We start from the raw sequence: 19,015 nt of genomic DNA, 5'->3' as shown, positions 1-19,015 counted from the left end.
GGATAAGATTGTTCCATTTCACGAACAATCGGCATCACCCCCTGTCGACGCCGACACCACCTTCCGGAGATGCCGCAATGAGCCTCGATGCCGACGACCTGCTGGTGTTCGCCCGCGTGATGGAGTCCGGCAGCTTCAGCCGGGCGGCCGAGCGGCTGCAGTTGCCCAAGTCGACCGTGTCGCGCCGGATCGCCGCGCTGGAGGAGCGCCTGGGCGAGAAGGTCCTGCAGCGCAGCACCCGGCGCCTGACGCTGACCGAGTTCGGCCAGGGCGTGCTGGAACATGCGCGGGTGCTGGCCGGCGAGGTGGATGGCGCGCTGGCGCTGGCGCTGCATCGGCAGCAGCGGCCGACCGGGCGGCTGCGGGTATCGATGCCGGCGGACTTCGCGCACCAGATGCTGACGCCGATGCTGACCCGTTTCGTCAGCGAGTATCCGGAGGTGCAGCTGGAGCTGGACCTCTCGCCGCGCCGCGTCGACCTGATCGCCGAGGGCTTCGACGTCGCCGTGCGCATGGGCCAACTGCCGCCCGACAGCCAGCTCGCCGCGCGGCGGCTGGCGATGTTCAGCAGCGGGTTGTATGCGTCGCCGGCCTACCTGCAACGCCACGGCGAGCCACAGTTGCCGGAGGGCCTCATCAGCATGCACGGCCTCATGATCCTGAGCCGCAGCGGCGACCCGCTACCGTGGCGGCTGCTCGGCATCGAGAACGGCCAGGCCGACCTGCGCCGGGAATGGGTGGGCGTGCCGGAACGCCGTACTCTGGCCAACGCACCGGACATGCTGCTGCAGATGGCGCACGCGGGGTTGGGCATCACCTGGGTCGGCAACCAGTACGCGCAGGCGTTCGTCGACCGCGGCGAGTTGCTGCGCGTGCTGCCTCACTGGTGCGCGGAGCCGGCGACCTGCTGGGCGGTGTTTCCCGAGCGGCGGCTGATGCCGCTGCGCACGCGGCTGTTCATCGACGCGATGGCCGCGGAACTGGGACCGCTGGATCAGGCGGCGCTGTACGGGCTGTAAACGCGCTCGGCCGCCTGATCGCACGCCTTCAGCAGCTTGAGCAGGTTGCCGGCCGACGTGTCGAAAAGACCCGACGCGGCTGGGCCGTCGGAGATGCCGCCCACGTCGTAGTCGATGCCCAACCGGTCCTTCACGGCCATCGCCTCGGCCCGCAGCAATGCGTCGCGATCCTCCGGTGGCAGGTCCTGAAGCAGGGGCTCGCCGCTCAGGCGCACGGCATCATCGATCACGCGGCTTCGCGCGCGGTGAGCGGACTGCGTCGCCGCGGGCGTCTGCCGGGCGGGCAAAAGCTCGTCGCGCTCCACTCGCAGAATCTCGGCCGCCGGATCGGTCTTCTTGGACAAGCCGCCGATCAGCGGACCCAGTACTCGCAGCGCGTCGTCCCGCGCCACGCCAGGCGCCGTCGCGCGAGCCAGCAGGCGAGCCAGCGCGTCGACCCCGAAGAGTTGCAGATTGCCGAACGGATCATCCTGGCCGCCCGTCGGCGACTGGCCCAGCCAGCGCGCCAGGAAGGCATCCAGCGCGGCGTCCGGCCGCAGGCCAAGCCCCCGGGCCACGACGGCCAGACGCTGGACGGTTTCCCACAGCGGCGTCGCGGCGCAATGAGACGCCGGGTGGACCGTCCCTGCGCGCGCGGTGGACGACGGACAAGACCGGGCCGGCGCACCAGCATCGGAAGACGCAGCAGAGGCCGCGACAACGGTCGCCGCGGACACGGTGGACGATTCAGCGGCCTGGCGGCGGCGCCTGCGTTCGCCCCCCTCCGCACACACCTGGCCGAGCGCGCCGGTGATCGCGTCCGCAGGCGACACCTCGTCATGGCCACCGGAGGCACAGAACGCCAGACGCAACTCGCGGCAAGCCGCAGCCACCGTGCTGGGCCGAGGATCTTGTTCGAGCGCCTCGCACAGGCTCAGAAGGTCGCGCTTGCCTCGGCCGTACAGCTCGCTCCGGGCATCGGTCCAAAGGCCCGAATAGTCGGTCAACAGACCGCTCATCGCGGCAACGCGCTCCCTCACGACGGCCACTTCGCCGCCACCCTGCAGCAAGGTTTTCAGCCACTGGAATGTGCAGAACAACTCTCGCCGCGCCTCATCGAACTCGGGCCTGCCCCCGAATCCACCGGGCGCGGTCGTCGGCGCCTCATCCGAGAAGTGCTTCTGCGACTTGGCGATGCTGATCCAACCCGCCTGCAAGACAGCGGCGTCGGGCGTGGCCTCCCAGGTCTGCGTGGCTGATCCTGGCGCTGCGTTTCGAGATGTGATCAGTTCCGGCATGACGGCTCCAGCAATGAGGAAGCCGCTTCAGTTCCGCCCGACGCCGCCTGGTTCAGACGACACGACGGCCGTCGCACGTCCGCGTCACTCGGCCTGGAAACCGATCTCCACGCTCACCTGCCGCGGCTTGCCGATCGGCTCGAAGCGCCATTGCCTGACGGCGTTCACCGCGGCGACGCCCAGCTTGCGATCGGGCGTTCGCACCGCCTCGGCGGCATCGACCGAGCCGTCCGGCTTCACCATGAAACGCACCATCACCGAGCCGCTGCGCTGCTGCGCCAGCGCCGCGCGCGGGTACTCGGGATCGACCTTGCGGACCAGCCGCAGCGGCGCGTCCTCCTCGGGCAGCGCGACGGGCTCCGGCGCGGGGGGTGGCGCCTTGCCGGCCGCGGCGGAGGTGCTGGGCGCCGCCATCGCGACGACCTGGGGCGGTGGCGTCTCGGGTTGCGTCGCCTGGGCCGCGACCGCCTGCGAGGTTGGGGGCGGCGTCGAGGCCTGGGCTTGCGACGGCGCGGCGGCGGACTCCGCGGCGGCATTGCGCGCGGCCAGGGCGCGCTCGGCGACCGGGTCGAGTTCCTGGCGCCTGGCCGCGGCCGGCGCGGGCGCGGTCCTGGCGGCGGCCTTCGCGTCGGGCTTGGCCGCCTCGTGCGGTTTCTCGGCCGCCTTCTTCGCCTCGCCCTTCTCGGCGTGGAACTTGATCCACTGGAAGACCTTGTCGGCATCGCGCTTGGCGCGATCGACATCGCTCAGCGGCGCCTTGGGATCGGGGGTCGCGCCCGCGGGAGCGGTCTGCGCCTGCGCGGACATCGCGGCCAGGGCCAGACCCAGCGCCTGGCACAGGGCCAGGCCACGCCGCCGGACGGACAAGGGACTACGACTGCTCATGACTCCACCCTCTCGAGGCCAACGCCGCCTGTTGATGCCAGATTGCTGTTCTCGTTGGACGATGCGCGGATGGCTCGATCCGCTCATCGCACCGCGGCGTGAGCGCCGGAGTGTAAGAAGTCACTCGCGTGACGTTCCCTCGGGGTTTGCCCGAGGACCGGCGAGCGGCGCGGCACGATGTCGAAGAAGTCACGAACGGCACGCGACAACGCGCCCGGCCTATACTGCGCGCCTGCTCCGGGGAGCCCTGGGCCGGACAAGGCGTGATCGACACGCGCTTCGTCCGGCACGGGCTGAGACATGGCGATGAAGCCGTGGACCCGCTGAACTTGATCCGGTTCGTACCGGCGTAAGAAGAGCCCGCCCTTCAGGCACACCGCCTCGCGGCCCGCGTCAGCCCAGGTCCCCGGACCTCGACATCGGCCGCGCACCCCGGAAGGGTCCCGTTCCTCCCGCCCGTCCGTCCTCATCGGTCCAGCCTCCGGCGCTCACCACCGGAGAGCCCCGATGACGACGCACGACCTGTCCCCCGCCGCGACCACCGCACCCGGCGATGCCCCCGCGGCGACACCCGCCACCGATGTCCACGAGCGCCTGGCCGCCAGCCGCGCGCCCTTGCCCGCGTCGACCAAGACGCACGAACACGGCGTGCTGCATCCGCGGCTGCGCGTGCCGCTGCGCGAGATCGCGCTGACCAACGGCGAGCGCATCGCCGTCTACGACACCTCCGGCCCGTACACCGATCCCGCCGCGGCCACCGACGTGCGCCGCGGGCTGCCGGCCCCCCGCGCGGAATGGATCGAGGCGCGCGGCGACACCGAGCCCTACACGGGCCGACCGATCCAGCTCTTCGACGACGGCCTGCGCGAGGCCGGCCAGCAGCAGGCGCTGCGCGCGCACAGCGTCAAGCTGACTCGGCAGCCGCGGCGCGCGCGCGGCGGCGCCAACGTCACGCAGATGCACTACGCGCGGCGCGGCATCGTCACCGCCGAGATGGAGTACGTCGCCATCCGCGAGAACGGCCGCCGCGCCTGGATGCACGAGTACCTCGCCGACAGCGAGCGCGAGCAGCGCCTGCGCGGCCAGGGCCTCGGCGCCAGCATCCCCGGCATCATCACGCCCGAGTTCGTGCGTGACGAGGTGGCCCGGGGCCGCGCCATCATCCCGGCCAACATCAACCATCCGGAACTGGAGCCGATGGCGATCGGCCGCAACTTCCTGGTCAAGGTCAACGCCAACATCGGCAACTCCGCCGTGAGCTCCGGCATCGAGGAGGAGGTCGAGAAGCTCGTGTGGGCGACACGCTGGGGCGCGGACACGGTGATGGACCTGTCCACCGGCCGCAACATCCACACCACGCGCGACTGGATCCTGCGCAACAGCCCCGTGCCCATCGGCACCGTGCCGATCTACCAGGCGCTGGAGAAGGTCGGCGGCGTCGCCGAGGAGCTGAGCTGGGCGCTCTTCCGCGACACGCTGATCGAGCAGGCCGAGCAGGGCGTCGACTACTTCACCATTCACGCCGGCGTGCGCCTGCCCTTCGTGCCGATGACGGTGAAACGGCGCACCGGCATCGTGTCGCGCGGCGGCTCGATCCTGGCGAAGTGGTGCATCGCGCATCACCGCGAGAACTTCCTCTACACGCACTTCGAGGAAATCTGCGAAATCATGAAGGCCTATGACGTCAGCTTCTCGCTGGGCGACGGGCTGCGGCCGGGCTCGCTGGCGGATGCCAACGACGAGGCGCAGTTCGCCGAGCTGCGCACGCTGGGCGAGCTGACCAAGGTCGCGTGGAAGCACGATGTGCAGACCATGATCGAAGGCCCCGGCCACGTGCCGATGCACATGATCCAGGCCAACATGACCGAGCAGCTCAAGCACTGCGACGAGGCGCCGTTCTACACGCTGGGGCCCTTGACCACGGACATCGCGCCCGGTTACGACCACATCACCAGCGGCATCGGCGCCGCGATGATCGGCTGGTTCGGCTGCGCGATGCTGTGCTACGTCACGCCCAAGGAGCACCTGGGCCTGCCCGATCGCGACGACGTCAAGCAGGGCCTGATGGCCTACAAGATCGCGGCGCACGCGGCCGACATCGCCAAGGGCCATCCGGCGGCGCGCGCGCGCGACGACGCGCTGTCGAAGGCGCGTTTCGAGTTCCGCTGGGAGGACCAGTTCAACCTCGGCCTGGACCCGGAGACCGCGCGCGAGTTCCACGACGAGACCTTGCCCAAGGACAGCGCGAAGGTGGCGCACTTCTGCTCCATGTGCGGGCCCAAGTTCTGCTCGATGAAGATCACGCAGGACGTGCGGGAGTACAGCGCGGCGCTGGCCGAGAACGGCGAGCAACGCGTCGACAGCGACGCGGGCGAGCCGTCCGAAGCCGACGCCCGGGCCCCCGCGCGCGACCTCGACGCCGAGGCCGCGCTGACCGGCATGCGCGAGAAGAGCGCCGAGTTCCGCGCCGGCGGCGGCGAGCTCTACATCCCCATCCGGCAGGCCTGAGCACGATGGCCGCGATCGCCATCGCCGGAGCGGGCCTGGCCGGGCGGCTCTTCGCCTGGGCGTTGGCGCGCGCCGGTCATCGCGTCGACGTCTTCGACGCGGCCGCCGGTCCCGATCCGGCCTTCGACGCGCAGGACGCCGCGGCGTTCAGCGCGGCCGGCATGCTGAGCCCGCTCGCCGAGCAGGAGCAAGGCGGCGACGAGATCGCGGCACTGGGCTGGCGGTCGCTCGCGCTGTGGCCAGGGATCGTCGCCGCGTTGCCGCGCCCGGTGCCGTTGCAGGCCGAGGGCAGCCTGCTGCTGTCGCATCGCGCCGATCTGGGTGCGGCGCAGCGCTCGTTGATGCGGATGCCGGGGGCCGAGGCGCTCGATGTCGACGCGCTGCGCCGGCACGAGCCGATGCTGGCGCCCGGCCTGCGCGGCTGGCTACTGCCGCGCGAGGGCCTGATCGCACCGCTGCCCGCGATGGCCGCGTTGCATGCGGGCGCCGGCGCCACGCGATGGCATTGGTCGCGCGCGATCGACCAGGTGCTGCCCGGCACGCTGCACTTTCGCGACGGCGGCCATTGGTCCGGCGACTGGGCGATCGACACGCGCGGCCTCGGGGCCCGCCCGCCGTTGCCGCTGCGCGGCGTGCGGGGCGAGATCGTCACGCTGTCGCTGCCCGCACACGGGCTGCGGCGACCGGTGCGGCTGCTGCATCCCCGCCATCGCGTCTACCTCGTGCCGCGGGCGCGGGACGAGATCGTCGTCGGCGCCAGCGAGATCGAAAGCGAGGACCGCAGCCCCGTCTCGCTGCGTTCCGCCGTCGAGCTGATGGCGGCGGCGCAGAGCGTGCTGCCGGCGCTGTCCGAAGCCCGCATCACGCGGCTGGACCGGCACCTGCGCCCCGCCATGCCAGACAACCTGCCCTTCACCCACCACGAGCCCGGCCTGCTGCGGCTCAACGGCCTGTACCGCCATGGCTGGCTGCTGGCGCCCGCGCTGGTGGAGCGACTGCTCGCCGAGGCGGCGTTGGCCCGCATCGACGACATCGCCCATTCGACGCATCGCGACGACCCGTCCGGGTTCGTCGCCCTGGAGACCTCACGATGACTCCCTTGCCCTCGATCACGGTCCGCCTGGACGATCGCTCGATCACCTTGCCGGCCGGCGCCACGCTCGCGCATCTGCTCCACCGCGAGCGGCGCGAGCCCGCTGCCGTCGCCACCGCCCTCAACGGCCGCTTCGTGCCGCGCGACGCCCGCCTGGCCACGACGCTGCACGACGGCGACGTGGTGCTGTTCTTCCAACCCATCGTCGGAGGCTGACATGACCCTCGCCGCCTCGCCGCGCGCGGACGCGGACCCGCTGACCATCGACGGGGTCGGCTTCCACAGTCGCTTCTTCCTGGGCACCGCCGGCTATCCCAGCCCAGCCGTCTTGTGCGACGCCATCCGCGCGTCGTCGTCGCAGGTCCTGACGGTCGGCCTCAAGCGCACGCTGCAGGTCGGCGACAACGGCGCGTTGGCGCAGGCACTCGCCGTCGGCCGCGCGCAGGATGCGCGGCTGCTGCCCAACACCGCCGGTTGCCGCAGCGCCCGCGAGGCGGTGCAACTCGCCCACATGGCGCGCGAGGTCTACGGCACCGCCTGGATCAAGCTCGAAGTGATCGGCGACGACCACACGCTGCAGCCCGACCCGTTCGAGCTGGTCGCCGCCGCGACCGAACTCGCGCGCGAAGGCTTCACCGTCTTCCCGTATTGCACGGAGGATCTGATCCTCGGCCGCCGCCTGCTCGACGCCGGCTGCCCGCTGCTGATGCCGTGGGGCGCGCCGATCGGGTCGGGCCAGGGGCTGTTGAATCTGCATGGGCTGCGCACGCTGCGCGAGCGGCTGCCCGACACGGTGCTGGTGATCGACGCCGGCCTCGGCGCCCCGTCGCAGGCGGCGCGGGCGATGGAGCTGGGCTTCGACGCGGTGCTGCTGAACAGCGCGGTCGCGCAGGCCGGCGATCCCGCCGCGATGGCGGGCGCCTTTCGCGACGCGGTGCGCGCCGGCCGGCAGGCCTTCCTCGCCGGGCTGATGGCGCCGCAGGCGTTCGCGGTGGCGAGCACGCCGGTCGGTGGCCACGCCTTCGTGCTGGGGGACGCATGACCGACCGTCGCGGCGCCTCTGATCCGTCACGCATGCGGGGATCGCTGGTGCCGCATCCGAGCCTGCCTTCCCCGTGGGCCAGCCCCGTCGACCCGGACGCGGCGGTCCTGAGGCCCTGGACGGCCGATCCGGAACCGCCGGTGATCTGGAGCGTCGCCGGCACCGACAGCGGCGGCGGCGCGGGCTTGAGCGCCGACACCCGCGCGGCGGCGGCGATGGGCGTGCATCTGTGCCCGGTCGTGGCCGCGGTGACCGCGCAGCACTCGAAGGGCGTGCAGGCGGTGTTTCCGCTCGATGCCGCGCAGATCCGCGCGCAGCTGTCCGCGCTGCGTCAGGACATGCCGCCGCGTGTCGTCAAGACCGGCTTGCTCGCGAGCGCCGCGGCGGTGGACGCGTTGCTGGCGCAGTGCGGCGACACGCCGCTGGTGGTCGATCCCGTGCTCGGCGCCACGGCCGGCGGTCCCGCGGGCGGCGTGGCATTCTGCGACGACGCCTTGCTCGGCGCCTATCGCCACCAGCTTGTCCCTCGCGCCGCGCTGCTGACGCCGAATCGGCGCGAGGCGGAGCGGCTGCTCGGCGTCGCGGCCGGGCAGCATCCCGTCCCGGAATTGGCCGCGATGCTTCGCGGCCTGGGCGCGCACGCCGTCTGCATCACCGGCGGCGACGACGTGGCGCTGGCAGAGGGCCTGTCGATGGACTGGCTGGACAGCCCGCTCGCCACCGGCTGGATCGCCCTGCCGCGCCTGGCCGGCCACGACGGCACACCGCCGCATCACCACGGCAGCGGCTGCACCTTCGCCACGGCCGCCGCTGCCGCGCTGGCACGCGGCTTCGCCGTGCCGGACGCGGTGATCCTGGCCAAGATGCTGACCTGGGCGGCGCTGCGCGACGGCCATGCGGCCGGCGACGGCGCCGGTCCGCTCCGCCCGGACCGCGGCTTCGTCGACGATCCGCGAGCCATGCCCGTCATGGGCTTCGATGACGAGACCGCCCCCGATCGCGCGACGCTCGACCGCTGGCGCCGCGTGATCACATCCACCGCGGCCGGTCCGGCATCGTTCGCTCGCGGGCTCTATGCCATCACCTCCGAGCCGGAGCGCGTTTCAGCCTTGGCGCTGAGCGGCCATTTCGAGCACGTGCAACTGCGGATCAAGCACGGTGATCTGCGCTCCGCGATCCGGGAGGCCGTGCGCGCGATGGCCGGCCGCTCGGCGACGCTGTGGGTCAACGACCACTGGCGCCTGGCGCTCGACGAGGGTGCCCGTGCGCTGCACCTCGGGCAGGAGGACTGGGCGGCGCTGAACAGCGCGGACCGGGAGGAACTGCGGCACCGCCGGGAGCGCCACGGCGTGCGGCTGGGCCTGTCCAGCCACAGCCTCTGGGAGCTGTGCCGTGCGCGCGCGCTGGCGCCCGACTACATCGCCTGCGGCCCGCTGTGGCCGACGACCACCAAGGACATGCCCTGGCTGCCGCAGGGCCTGGCCCAGTTGCGCTGGTGGTCACGCATGGCCGGCGCGCCGGTCGTCGGCATCGGCGGCGTGCTCACGGACCGCCAATGGCACGCCGGCCTCGCCGCCGGCGCCGCGGCGATGTGCCTGGTGAGGGCGGCGGAGGAAATGGTGGTGAAGGGCAGGCTCGGCTGAGTCGCTCGGGCGGCGTTGAGCGGACGGACCCATCACTCGCCCCGATGGAGGCGGACCTCCCGTCCCCGCCCTGCTGAATAATGCCCCGATCCCGCGCCGATCCGCCGCCGGTCTCGCGCCACGGCCATCGGTGCAAGTCCTGACCCTCGTCATGCCCTCGCGGGATCATCCTGCGGGGACTGGAGCAGCGACACCGCCGTGGCCACACCGCCTTATCTGAAGCCGGTCCCCGACTGGCAGGAGCACGAGAAGCCCAGCATGCCGGGCTCTCCCTCCATGCCGTGGCATCCGCCGTGGCGGCGGCTCGCGTATGCGCTGGTGGCCATCCTGGTGGGCATCACCGGCGCGCTGGGCAACGGCCTGGTCACCGCCAACCTGCAGGTGCTGCAGGGGCAGCTCGGGTTGACGCCGTCCGAGGGCGCCTGGATCTCCGCGGCCTACGTGATGGTGAACGTCACCGCCAACCTGCTCGTCTTCAAGTGCCGACAGCAATTCGGCATGCGCTGGTTCGCGGAGATCGGCCTGGGGGTCTACGCGGTGTTGACCGTCCTGCACCTGTTCGTCGGCACCTTCGCCACCACGCTGATCGTGCGCGCCGCCAGCGGCCTGGCCGGCGCGGCTTGCTCGACACTGTGCCTGCTCTACATGCTGCAGAGCATGCCCCGCACCCACACCGGCAAGATGATGGTGATCGGCGTGGGCATCGGCCAACTGGCCGCCCCGCTGGCCTGGGTCGTCTCCCCGGCGCTGCTCGACCAGGGCGGCGGCTCCTGGCACAACCTGTACCTGTTCGAGGCCGGCCTGGCGCTGTGCAGCTTCGCCGCCGTCGTCGTGCTGAAACTGCCGCCGGGCGTGCAGATCAAGGTCTTCGAGCCGCTGGACTTCCTGAGCTTCGCGCTGATCGCGCCCGCCGTGGCGATGATCTGCGCGGTGCTGGTGCAGGGCTACCTGCACTGGTGGACCGACGCGCCCTGGCTGGCCTGGCTGCTGATGGCGGCGCTGCTGCTGATCGTGGCCGCGGTATTCATCGAGCATCACCGCGCCAACCCGCTGATCCAGACGCGCTGGTTCTTCAACGGCACGACGCTGCGCTTTGTCATCGGGGGCATGATCCTGCGCTTCCTGACCGCCGAGCAGTCGGTTGGCGCCGTCAGCTTCCTGCGCGCGCAGGGCATGGGGCCGGACCAGCTGCAGCCGCTGTTCGCGATCGTGCTGGCGGGCATGGTGATCGGCATGGTGGCCTGCTCGCTGAGCTTCACACCCAGGACGATGGTGCCGCAGATCCTGCTGTCCATCGTGTTGTTCGCGATCGCCGGTCTGCTGGACCACCACCGCACCAGCCTCGACCGGCCGCACGATTTCTTCCTGAGCCAGTTCCTGCTGTCCATCGGCGCCGGCATGTTCATGGGGCCGCTGATGCTGATCGGCATCGGCCAGGCGCTCAAGAACGGGCCGGCCTACATGGTGACGTTCTCGGTGATGTTCTCGGTGACGCAGACGATGGGCGGGCTGGTCGGCTCCGCGGTGCTGAACACCTACCAGCTGTACCGGGAGCACGAATACTCCGCCTCCCTGGTGGCGACGATGGACCGCACCGATCCGCAGGTGGCGACGCGCGTGGCGCAGCAGGCCGCGGCGCTGGGCGGCGTGATCGGGGACCCGGTGCTGCGGTCGGCGCAAGGCGCCGCGCAACTCGCGCAGGTGGCCCGGCGCGAGTCCAACGTCCGCGCCTACAACGACGTCTTCATGTTCAGTGCGATGACCGCCGTCGCCTTCCTGCTGTGGCTGCTGGCGCTGCTCGGCCGCACCGCGCTGGTCAAGCGGCTCGACCGGCGCCGCGCGGCCACCCTCGTGGCCGCGTCCACGCGACCCGCGCCCACGGCCGCCCCCTTGTCGATCCAACCGGCGCAGCCGCCGCCCGCACGACCATGAGCAACGCGCCGCCTCCCTCCGATCCCGGCCGCCCCGCGCCGCCCGCAGCATCGCCCGCCGCATCGCCTGCCGCGGCTCCCGTGGCGCACCCGCCGGGTTATCCGTCGCCACCGGTCCCGCAAGGCATGGCGACGGCCTCGTCCGCCACCGGCACGGCCGACACCAACCTGCCGCTGCCGACCGACGGCGAAGGCGCCGGGACGACGATGCCGCCCTCGCCCCCCTCGGCCTCCGCGTCCGCCGCCGCGCCGCCGGCCTCGCCCTCGTCGCCGCCGAAGTACCTGAAGGCCTCGACGACGTCGATCATCGTGATGGCGCTGGTCGCGCTGGTGGGCGTGACGCTGATCCTGCGCGCGTGGGAGCTCGGCCCCTTCGACACCAGCGACGAGACCACCGACAACGCCTACGTGCGCGGCGCCGTGACCGTGCTGTCGCCGCAGGTCAACGGCTACGTCGTGGAGGTGCTGGTGAAGGACTTCGAACAGGTGAGGGCCGGCCAGCCGCTGGTGCGCATCGACGACCGGCTCTACGCCGCCGCCGTCGCGCAGGCCGAGGCGCAGCGCGCCAATGCGGCGGCGCAGTTCGACAACTTCGACCAGACGCAGGCACAGAACCAGGCGACGCTGGCGGCGGCGCGCGCCACGCTGGCCTCGGCGGAGGGCGAGCTGGCGCGCTCCAACGCGGAACTGGCTCGCGTGGAGGACCTCGCCGGGCGCGGGTCCGTGTCGCTGAACGAGCGCGACCGCGTCCGCGCCAGCAACCGGCTGGCCTCCGCCAACGTCGAAAAGGCCAGGGCCGACATCCGCATCGGCGAGGAACGCATCAAGGCCACCACCGTCAGCCGCGGCGGCCTGCACGCGCAAGTGCAGGCGGCGGACGCCCAACTGGCGACGGCGCGCATCAACCTCTCCAACACCGTCATCCGCGCGCCCGCGGACGGGCAGGTCAGCGAGGTCTCGGTGCGGCTGGGGCAATACGTCAGCGCCGGGTCGCAACTGCTGTTCCTGGTGCCGCGCCAGCTCTGGGTGGTGGCCAACTTCAAGGAGACGCAGACCGGCCGCATGCAGCTGGGGCAGGCGGTCAGCTTCAAGGCGGACGCGCTGAAGGGCGTGCGCTTCACCGGCCGGGTGCAGCAGATCGCGCCGGCCACGGGATCGGAGTTCGCGGTGCTCAAGGCCGATAACGCGACCGGCAACTTCACGAAGGTCGTGCAGCGGCTGCCGGTGCGAATCGCGCTCGATGCCGACCAGCCGGCGCTGGAGCGGCTGCGCCCCGGCATGTCCGTGGTGGTGACGGTGGCGACCTCGGCGTCCGCGCCGGCGCCCGCGTCTCCGTTGGCAGCCACGCCCACGCCCACGCCCAAGCCTTCACCTTCACCTTCACCTTCACCTTCACCTGCACCTGCGCCAGCGTCATCGACGCCCTTGGCCCCTTTGGCTTCTTCATGGCCCGCGTCCGGAGCATCGCGATGAGGCGTCGTCTGTCGCTGATCGCCTCCGCCGTCCTGCTCGCGGGATGCGCGCCGGCCCTGCGCGCGCCGCCGGACGCGTCTCGGGTGGACATGCCGGCGTCGTGGCGGGAGCAGCCGGTCTCGTCCGACTCGCCGGCGTCGGCGCCCCGGCCCGCGGACGCCGCGGCGTCCGGCGCCGACGCGCCCGCCGCGTTGCGCGGCGACTGGTGGCGCGACTTCGGCGACCCGGTGATGGACGCGCTGGTCGACCGCGCGCTCGCCCACAACAACGACCTGCTGCTCGCCGGCGCCCGCCTGGACGAGGCCCGGGCGGCGCTCTCCGCGAGCGCCGCCGCCGAAGGTCCGCAACTGAACGCGACCTTCGCGGCGCAGGGGTCGCGCACGCTGCAGACGACGGGCATCTCGGAATCGCACATCCTGCAGCCGGGGCTGTCCGCGTCGTGGGAGCTGGACCTGTGGGACCGCCTGGGCGCGCTGACCCGCGCGGCGCGGCTGCGCGTCGCCGCCAGCCAGGCCGATCGCGACGGCGCGGCGTTGAGCCTGGCCGCGACCACGGTGCAGTCCTACATCGCGCTGCTGGGGCTGGAGTCGCAGCTGGCGCTGTCCAAGCGCACGCTGGACTCGCGCGCCGAGGCGTTGCGGCTGGCGCAGGACCAGGCCCGCACCGGCTACATCTCGCAGTTGCAACTGACCCAGGCGCAGGCCGAGTACGCCTCGGTCGCGCAAGCCGTGCCCAACCTGGAGTTGGCGATCCGGCGCCAGGAAAACGCGCTGGCGCAGCTCACCGGCCAGCAGCCGGGCGACCTGCCGCGCGGTAAGCCGTTCGAGGACCTGGCGCTGCCGGTACCCCCGACGGTGCTGCCGTCCGCGCTGCTCGAACGGCGTCCCGACCTGGCCCAGGCCGCGCTCACGCTGGCCGCGAGCGATGCCACGCTGGCCGGGCGGCGAGCGGCCTTCATGCCGCAGATCTCGTTCGCCGCCTCCGCCGGCAAGCTGTATGTCGCCGCGCTGGACTACGACCCGATCCGGGTCTGGAGCATCGGCGGCAGCGTGCTTGCGCCGCTGTTCGACGCCGGCCGGCTGCGGGCGCAGTTCGACACGGCGACCGCGCAGCGGGATCAGGCGGCCTACGCCTATCGCGGTCGGGTGCTGACTGCGATCACCGAGGTCGAGAACGCGCTGGCCGGCATCGAACGACTGGACCGGCAGCTGCGTTTCGCGCGCGAGCGGCGCGAGGTGCTGGCGCGGTCGCTGCAGTACGCGCACGATCGCTACGAGGCCGGCTACGCGAGCTACCTGGAGGAGCTGGATGCGCAGCGCAATCTCTTCGCGCAGGACAACGACCTGATCCGGCTGCGCCAGAGCGAGCTGGACAATCGCCTGGCGCTGGTGCGCGCGCTGGGCGGCGGCTGGCGGAGCGCCCCGCCGCCCTGAACGTCCGACGACGTCAGCCGCCGGAGTTCCGCTCCATCATCTTCTCGTGCAGCGTGCCGTCCTTGGGCGCGAGCAGATCGCGCGCATTCGGAATCCCGCTGGCGCTGCCGCTCGCGGAGGGCGGCGCGGGCGGCGGCTTGAAGGCGGGCACCACGGAGACCGATCCGCCCTTCACCGCGACCTCCTTGCTGCCCGGGGGGCAGGCGGCCTCGTTGGTGTAGAGCGTGGTGCCGTTCTGCATGCAACGGCGCAGACCGTTGGCGGCGGCCGGCGCGCCGGAGCCCGTGTCGCGCGCGCCGCCGTCGGTCGGTCGGGTCTCGGCCACGCGCGTCAGCGAGGGGATGTCGTCGAGCTTGAGCTTGGGCGCGAGCGTCGCCCGCGCGTCGCGCAGGAACGGGATCTCGTCCTGGTATTTCCAGCCGGCGGCCGCGAGCACGCCCACGGCGATGAGGATCAGCACTGCTCTCATGAGGACTCCTGAAATCGTCGGCCGCGCTCCGATTGGCGTCGCAGGGCAGGTCCGAGGAACACCCCACGGTCGCGGCGAGTCCTGCGGACCGATCCCTGGCAACGGGGACGCGGCGCCGCCCGGAATCATAGGGGCGCGACATTGACGCGGCCCCCCAACGAGAGGAGGCCCCGCGGGGCCTCCTCGTCACTCGCCTGTCTTCTTGCGCCCGGTGTCAGGCGCGAGTCCGACGGCCGTCGCCGATGCTCACTTGCCCGCGACCTTGGCCGGCCGCTTCGCGCCCGTCGCGTCGGCCGGGGCCGTCGTGCCCTTGACCACCGCCTGCACCAGCTTGAAGAACACGTCGGTGTTGTCGATCACGCCGGTAAACGCCAGCGCGCCGGGGCCGAAGGCCGACAGCGGGATGTCTGTCGCGGTGTGGACCGCCGACTCGCCGGGCACCTGGCCGGTGACCAGGAACTCGCCCAGCGCGTCGTCGCGCTCGGATGGGTTGGCCGGGTACCACTTCAGCGGCTCGGCCTTGGCCATCGGCTGCTGCGAGTCACGCAGCGGCGTGTTGTTGGTGCGCCAGTCTTCGTAGCGGTCCGCGTTGGCGCCGTACCCCACCAGCAGGCGGTAGTCGATGTCCGTCGCTTCCGGATAACCGTCCGCCGCGACGCGGTAGCGCGGGAAGCCGGCCTTCTCGTACACGCCCACGACCTTGTCGCGCAAGTTGGCGACGCCCTTCCTGGACGACGCCTCCTGCAGCGCCTTGTCCGTCAGCATGGAGCCGCCGATCAGCGCCGCGCCGGAGCACTCGTGGTCGGCGGTGACGATGACCAGCGTGTCGCCGTTCTCGCGGGCGAAGTCCTGCGCGACCTGCACGGCGCGGTCGAACTCGATGGTGTCGAGCATCCAGCGCTCGGTGTCCATGTTGTGGGCCTGCTTGTCGATCGAGGCGCCCTCGATCATCAGCACGAAGCCCTTGGGCTGCTTCTTCAGCGTGCCCAGCGCGGCGCGCGCCATCTCGTCGAGCATGGGCTGGTCGGGGAAGCCGTAGTCGTCGACGACGCTGCCGCCCGCCAGACCCTTCTTGACGCCGCGGCGGCCGTCGATCTTGTCGAGCGCGACGTTCATGTTGGAGAACGAGAACAGGCCCAGCAGCTTGTCCGCGCCCGCGCCGGCGGTGGCCGCTTCGAGCGCGGTCTTGGTCGGCGCGTAGCGGTAGCCGGCGGCCTGGAATTCCTGGATCAGGTCGCGGCCCTTGTCCTTGGCGCCCGGCGCGGCGCCCCAGCGCTTGACGATCTCGGACGTGTGCGGGTCGGTGGCGGAGAACGCGTAGTCGTTGGCGTCGGCGCGCTCGGAACCCGGCGTGCCCGCGGGCAGGAACCACTTGCGGCCGCCGCCCAGCAGCACGGTCAGGCCGGTGCGCGAGCGGTCGTCGAAGAACTGGTCGACGATGCCCGTGCCCGCGCCGCGGTTGCTGGTGTGCACTGCGTTGCCGGCCGGCGTGGCGTCGAAGACGTCGGCCGTGGTGACGATGCCCAGCGCCTTGCCCTGCGTGCGGTGCAGGTACTCGGACAGGTACTCGATGCGCGGATTGTCGAAGGCATCGATGGTGTCGTCGGGGAAGACGCCTTCTTCATTGTTGTTGTTCTTGTTGCCGGAGACGTAGGACGTCATGCCCGGCGACGAGTCGGTGACCACCGAGTTCAGCGACGCGGTCTTGACCAGCGCGGTGGCCGGGAAGGTGTCCATCGCCAGCGGCTGGATGACCTTGCCCTGCGCGTAGCCGCCCTTGACGATGCGCGCCGCGGTGCGCTGCGCCGCGCCCATGCCGTCGCCCAGCAGGATGATGACGTTCTTGACCTTGGGGCCCATCGCCGCGGCGAAGGGGACGACGTCGAAGTTGCCGCGGGCGCTGACCTTCTGGCCATCGGACTGCGTGGCCTCGACGCTGAACTCGTGGCGGCCGGCCTTCTCCAGGCTGACGGCGCGCACGGTGGCGATGGCCGTCTCGGCGCTGATGCCCTTGACGCAGCCCTCGGCGCAATCACGCAGCGCCACGGTGGCATCGACCGGCTTGCCGTCGATCAGGAAGCGGGCGGCCGTGATGCGCTGGCCGGCGTCCGGCTTGACGGTGGCCTGCAGGTCGAAGCGCTGGCCCGGCAGGAAGCGGGCGATGACGGGCTCGGGCCCGCCGCTGGAGAAGAGCTCGCTGGGCGGCGTCAGGCGCGTGACGGTCGGCGCGGCGTGCGCGGACAGCGCCAGCAGCGCGCAGGCGCTGGCGAGCAGGGAAGGCAGGTGCTTCATGGGGTTCCAGTCAAGGCGGAGAAATTGGAAAGTCGAGGAGCGCGGCGCCACGGTCGACACGACGGGCGTGGCCCCCTGCGCCGCTTCAATGCTTGTGGGACGAGCCCGCGTCGGGCTTCGCGGCGGCGGCCCGCGCCTCCAGCGCGCCCGCCGGCAATTGCAGGCGGACCCAGGACACGCGGCCGGCCTCGTCCTCGAAGCGGCCGACGGAGAGCTGGCCGGTCAGCACCACCAGCCCCTCGCGGTGGGCGATCAGGCGGTCGCGCTGCGCGGGATCCAGCAGCACGGTGACGGTGGCGGCCGGCAGGTCGTCGGCCTCGCCGTCGGCGTGCTCGCTCATGCGCACCGGGCGCGGCGTCAGCCAGAAGCGGCCGGGCTTGGCGTCCTCCTGGGCGACCATGTAACCGACCAAACGCACCTCGCGGCCGTCGGCGCCGCGCAGCGCCTCGGACAGCTCCAGGCCGGCCGGGCCGATCGGGGTCTTGAAGAACTGGGAGAACTTGAGGTCCATCGGCGCCGGCTCGGCGCTGACGGCGGGACCGGCGGCGATCGCGCAGACGACCGCGATCGAGAGGGCGGCTTGTCGGGCAAGCCGCATGCCTGTGGGGATAGGGACGCGCATGGGGCGCGATTCTTTCGGCCCGGTGTGACGGTTCCGTGACGACGGTGGCGATGCCGTCGCGGTTTGGAGGCGCTTCCCTGATTTTCTTGCTTGACACTCGCGCCGCGCGGGCGCGAAGCTGGATCGATCGCAGTCCCCAAGGAAGTCGATGACCACGCACGAGGAGCGGCGTCCGGACGCCTCGCCGGCATCGCCCGAATCCCGCGCGTCGGACGCGCTCTACACGCGCCGCGCCGCGATCTACGACTACGAGCTGATGCCCGTGGCGCCGTTGCGTCGCGAGGCCATCGCCGCGCTGGCGCTCGCCCCGGGCGACGTCGTGCTCGACATCGGCGCGGGCACCGGCCTGAGCCTGCCCGGACTGTCCGAGGCGGTCGGCCCCGCCGGCCACATCGTCGCCGTCGAGCCCTGCGAGTCGATGATGCACCAGGCGCGGGAGCGCGTCGGGGTCCAGGCCCTGGCCACGCCGATCGACTTTCTCACCGCCACCGCGGCGGACGCGCCGATCGCCGCCGCGCTCGGGCGTCGGCGCGCCGACGCGGCGCTGTTCTTCTTCACGCACGACGCCTTGCAGGATGCCGCCGGTCTCGACCGCGTGCTGCGGGCGCTCAAGCCGGGCGCGCGCGTCGTCGCGGCGGGCCTGGCGTGGGCACCGCCGTGGCTGCCGCTGAGCAACCTGTTCGTGCTCGGCGCGGCGATGCATTCGGTGGTGCGCATGGACGGCCTCGGCTGCCCGTGGCGCGAGTTGGCCCACCGAATGAAAGAGGCGGAGGTCGAGCGCCGCTGGCTCGCCTCCGCCTATCTGCTGCGTGGCCGGCGCTGAGGCGCGCTCAGTCCTCCAGCGGCACGAAGATCCAGAGCAGGAGGTACAGCAGCATGCCGCCGCCGGCGCACATCGTCAGCGCCACGAAGACGATGCGCCAGAACCACGAGGCCAGTCCGCTGATGCGGGCCAGGCCGCCGCAGACGCCGCCGATCCAGCGGTCGCCGCGGCTGCGGCGGAAGGCGTTGAGGGCGCTGACCGCCGGCGCGCCGGACGGCGGCGGCATGGCGCTGGAGGCGCCGCAGGTCCACGACGTGGACGAGGTCCGCGTCGCGCCCCCTTCCAGCACCTTCGCCTTGGCGCGGGCAAATTCTTCGTCGTTGAGGATGCCGCGCTGATGCAGGTCGGCCAGGCGGTTGAGTTCTTCGCTGTCGAACATGGTGTCGGCCTTTCCTTGAGCTGAAGCATCCGGGGATGCGATGGAGCGCAGACTACGTTCGAGCTCCCCCGGGCGCGACGCGTTTGCGACCAACTGCATCGACGCGCGATGCGGCACGCAGGCGGG

At 71.9% G+C, this 19,015-nt stretch carries 16 protein-coding genes and 1 riboswitch; of the genes, 10 read left to right on the top strand and 6 right to left on the bottom strand.

What is annotated here, in order from left to right; genetic code table 11:
• Nucleotides 1-77: 77 nt before the first annotated feature.
• On the top strand, nucleotides 78-1,019 hold the full coding sequence (locus CDN99_RS19320; protein ID WP_088386526.1) for a LysR family transcriptional regulator: 942 nt from the start codon (nucleotides 78-80) through the stop codon (nucleotides 1,017-1,019).
• Here the strand turns inward: CDN99_RS19320 and CDN99_RS19315 are convergent.
• Both CDN99_RS19315 and CDN99_RS19310 read right to left on the bottom strand, forming a co-directional pair.
• Nucleotides 995-2,296, bottom strand: coding sequence for a hypothetical protein (locus tag CDN99_RS19315; protein ID WP_141100872.1), 1,302 nt, complete (start codon nucleotides 2,294-2,296; stop codon nucleotides 995-997). The two genes, CDN99_RS19320 and CDN99_RS19315, sit on opposite strands and share 25 nt — an antisense overlap.
• Nucleotides 2,297-2,380: 84 nt before the next feature.
• Complete coding sequence (locus CDN99_RS19310) at nucleotides 2,381-3,181, bottom strand: energy transducer TonB (RefSeq protein WP_141100871.1); 801 nt, start codon at nucleotides 3,179-3,181, stop codon at nucleotides 2,381-2,383.
• A 228-nt stretch (nucleotides 3,182-3,409) separates the two neighbouring features.
• Nucleotides 3,410-3,554: riboswitch (TPP riboswitch) on the top strand.
• Between the two features lie 134 nt (nucleotides 3,555-3,688).
• Here CDN99_RS19310 and thiC point away from each other — a divergent pair.
• The 8 genes from thiC (at nucleotide 3,689) to CDN99_RS19270 (ending at nucleotide 14,304) form a co-directional block, all read left to right on the top strand.
• Complete coding sequence (gene thiC, locus CDN99_RS19305) at nucleotides 3,689-5,689, top strand: phosphomethylpyrimidine synthase ThiC (protein WP_088386523.1); 2,001 nt, start codon at nucleotides 3,689-3,691, stop codon at nucleotides 5,687-5,689.
• Between the two features lie 5 nt (nucleotides 5,690-5,694).
• Nucleotides 5,695-6,783 carry an FAD-dependent oxidoreductase gene (locus CDN99_RS19300; protein ID WP_088386522.1) on the top strand — a complete coding sequence of 363 codons (1,089 nt, stop codon included), beginning with the start codon at nucleotides 5,695-5,697 and terminating at the stop codon, nucleotides 6,781-6,783.
• Nucleotides 6,780-6,998, top strand: a complete 219-nt coding sequence (thiS, locus tag CDN99_RS19295; RefSeq protein ID WP_088386521.1) for a sulfur carrier protein ThiS — start codon at nucleotides 6,780-6,782, stop codon at nucleotides 6,996-6,998. Before CDN99_RS19300 ends, thiS begins: the two co-directional genes overlap by 4 nt.
• Before the next feature lies 1 nt (nucleotide 6,999).
• Nucleotides 7,000-7,824 carry a thiazole synthase gene (locus tag CDN99_RS19290; protein WP_088386520.1) on the top strand — a complete coding sequence of 275 codons (825 nt, stop codon included), beginning with the start codon at nucleotides 7,000-7,002 and terminating at the stop codon, nucleotides 7,822-7,824.
• Entirely contained in the window at nucleotides 7,821-9,467 is a 1,647-nt protein-coding gene (locus tag CDN99_RS19285; protein ID WP_088386519.1) for a bifunctional hydroxymethylpyrimidine kinase/phosphomethylpyrimidine kinase, read from the top strand. Before CDN99_RS19290 ends, CDN99_RS19285 begins: the two co-directional genes overlap by 4 nt.
• Nucleotides 9,468-9,665: 198 nt before the next feature.
• Entirely contained in the window at nucleotides 9,666-11,399 is a 1,734-nt protein-coding gene (locus tag CDN99_RS19280; protein ID WP_238139605.1) for an MFS transporter, read from the top strand.
• A 206-nt stretch (nucleotides 11,400-11,605) separates the two neighbouring features.
• On the top strand, nucleotides 11,606-12,871 hold the full coding sequence (locus CDN99_RS19275; protein ID WP_088386683.1) for an HlyD family secretion protein: 1,266 nt from the start codon (nucleotides 11,606-11,608) through the stop codon (nucleotides 12,869-12,871).
• Entirely contained in the window at nucleotides 12,868-14,304 is a 1,437-nt protein-coding gene (locus CDN99_RS19270) for an efflux transporter outer membrane subunit (RefSeq protein ID WP_088386682.1), read from the top strand. Before CDN99_RS19275 ends, CDN99_RS19270 begins: the two co-directional genes overlap by 4 nt.
• A gap of 13 nt (nucleotides 14,305-14,317) precedes the next feature.
• Here the strand turns inward: CDN99_RS19270 and CDN99_RS19265 are convergent, their stop codons facing one another.
• The 3 genes from CDN99_RS19265 to CDN99_RS19255 all read right to left on the bottom strand — a co-directional run bounded on the left by CDN99_RS19265 (nucleotide 14,318) and on the right by CDN99_RS19255 (nucleotide 17,687).
• The gene (locus CDN99_RS19265; RefSeq protein ID WP_141100870.1) at nucleotides 14,318-14,773 is read right to left on the bottom strand and encodes a hypothetical protein; all 456 of its coding nucleotides are present in this window, start codon (nucleotides 14,771-14,773) and stop codon (nucleotides 14,318-14,320) included.
• 246 nt (nucleotides 14,774-15,019) lie between these two features.
• Nucleotides 15,020-17,065: an alkaline phosphatase gene (locus tag CDN99_RS19260; RefSeq protein ID WP_088386517.1), complete on the bottom strand. Its 2,046-nt coding sequence runs from the start codon at nucleotides 17,063-17,065 to the stop codon at nucleotides 15,020-15,022.
• Between the two features lie 85 nt (nucleotides 17,066-17,150).
• A complete protein-coding gene (locus tag CDN99_RS19255) occupies nucleotides 17,151-17,687 on the bottom strand; it encodes a hypothetical protein (protein ID WP_141100869.1) in 537 nt (178 codons plus the stop codon).
• A 148-nt stretch (nucleotides 17,688-17,835) separates the two neighbouring features.
• On the opposite strand from CDN99_RS19255, the gene CDN99_RS19250 reads away from it, so the two are divergent.
• Nucleotides 17,836-18,510: a methyltransferase domain-containing protein gene (locus CDN99_RS19250; protein WP_088386515.1), complete on the top strand. Its 675-nt coding sequence runs from the start codon at nucleotides 17,836-17,838 to the stop codon at nucleotides 18,508-18,510.
• Nucleotides 18,511-18,517: 7 nt separating this feature from the next.
• On the opposite strand, the gene CDN99_RS19245 is transcribed toward CDN99_RS19250, so the two are convergent.
• A complete protein-coding gene (locus CDN99_RS19245; protein WP_088386514.1) occupies nucleotides 18,518-18,889 on the bottom strand; it encodes a PspC domain-containing protein in 372 nt (123 codons plus the stop codon).
• Nucleotides 18,890-19,015: the final 126 nt, after the last annotated feature.

The organism is Roseateles aquatilis, assembly GCF_002205645.1.
Lineage (GTDB): Bacteria > Pseudomonadota > Gammaproteobacteria > Burkholderiales > Burkholderiaceae_C > Roseateles > Roseateles aquatilis.
This window is presented reverse-complemented; position numbering and strand designations above follow the sequence as displayed.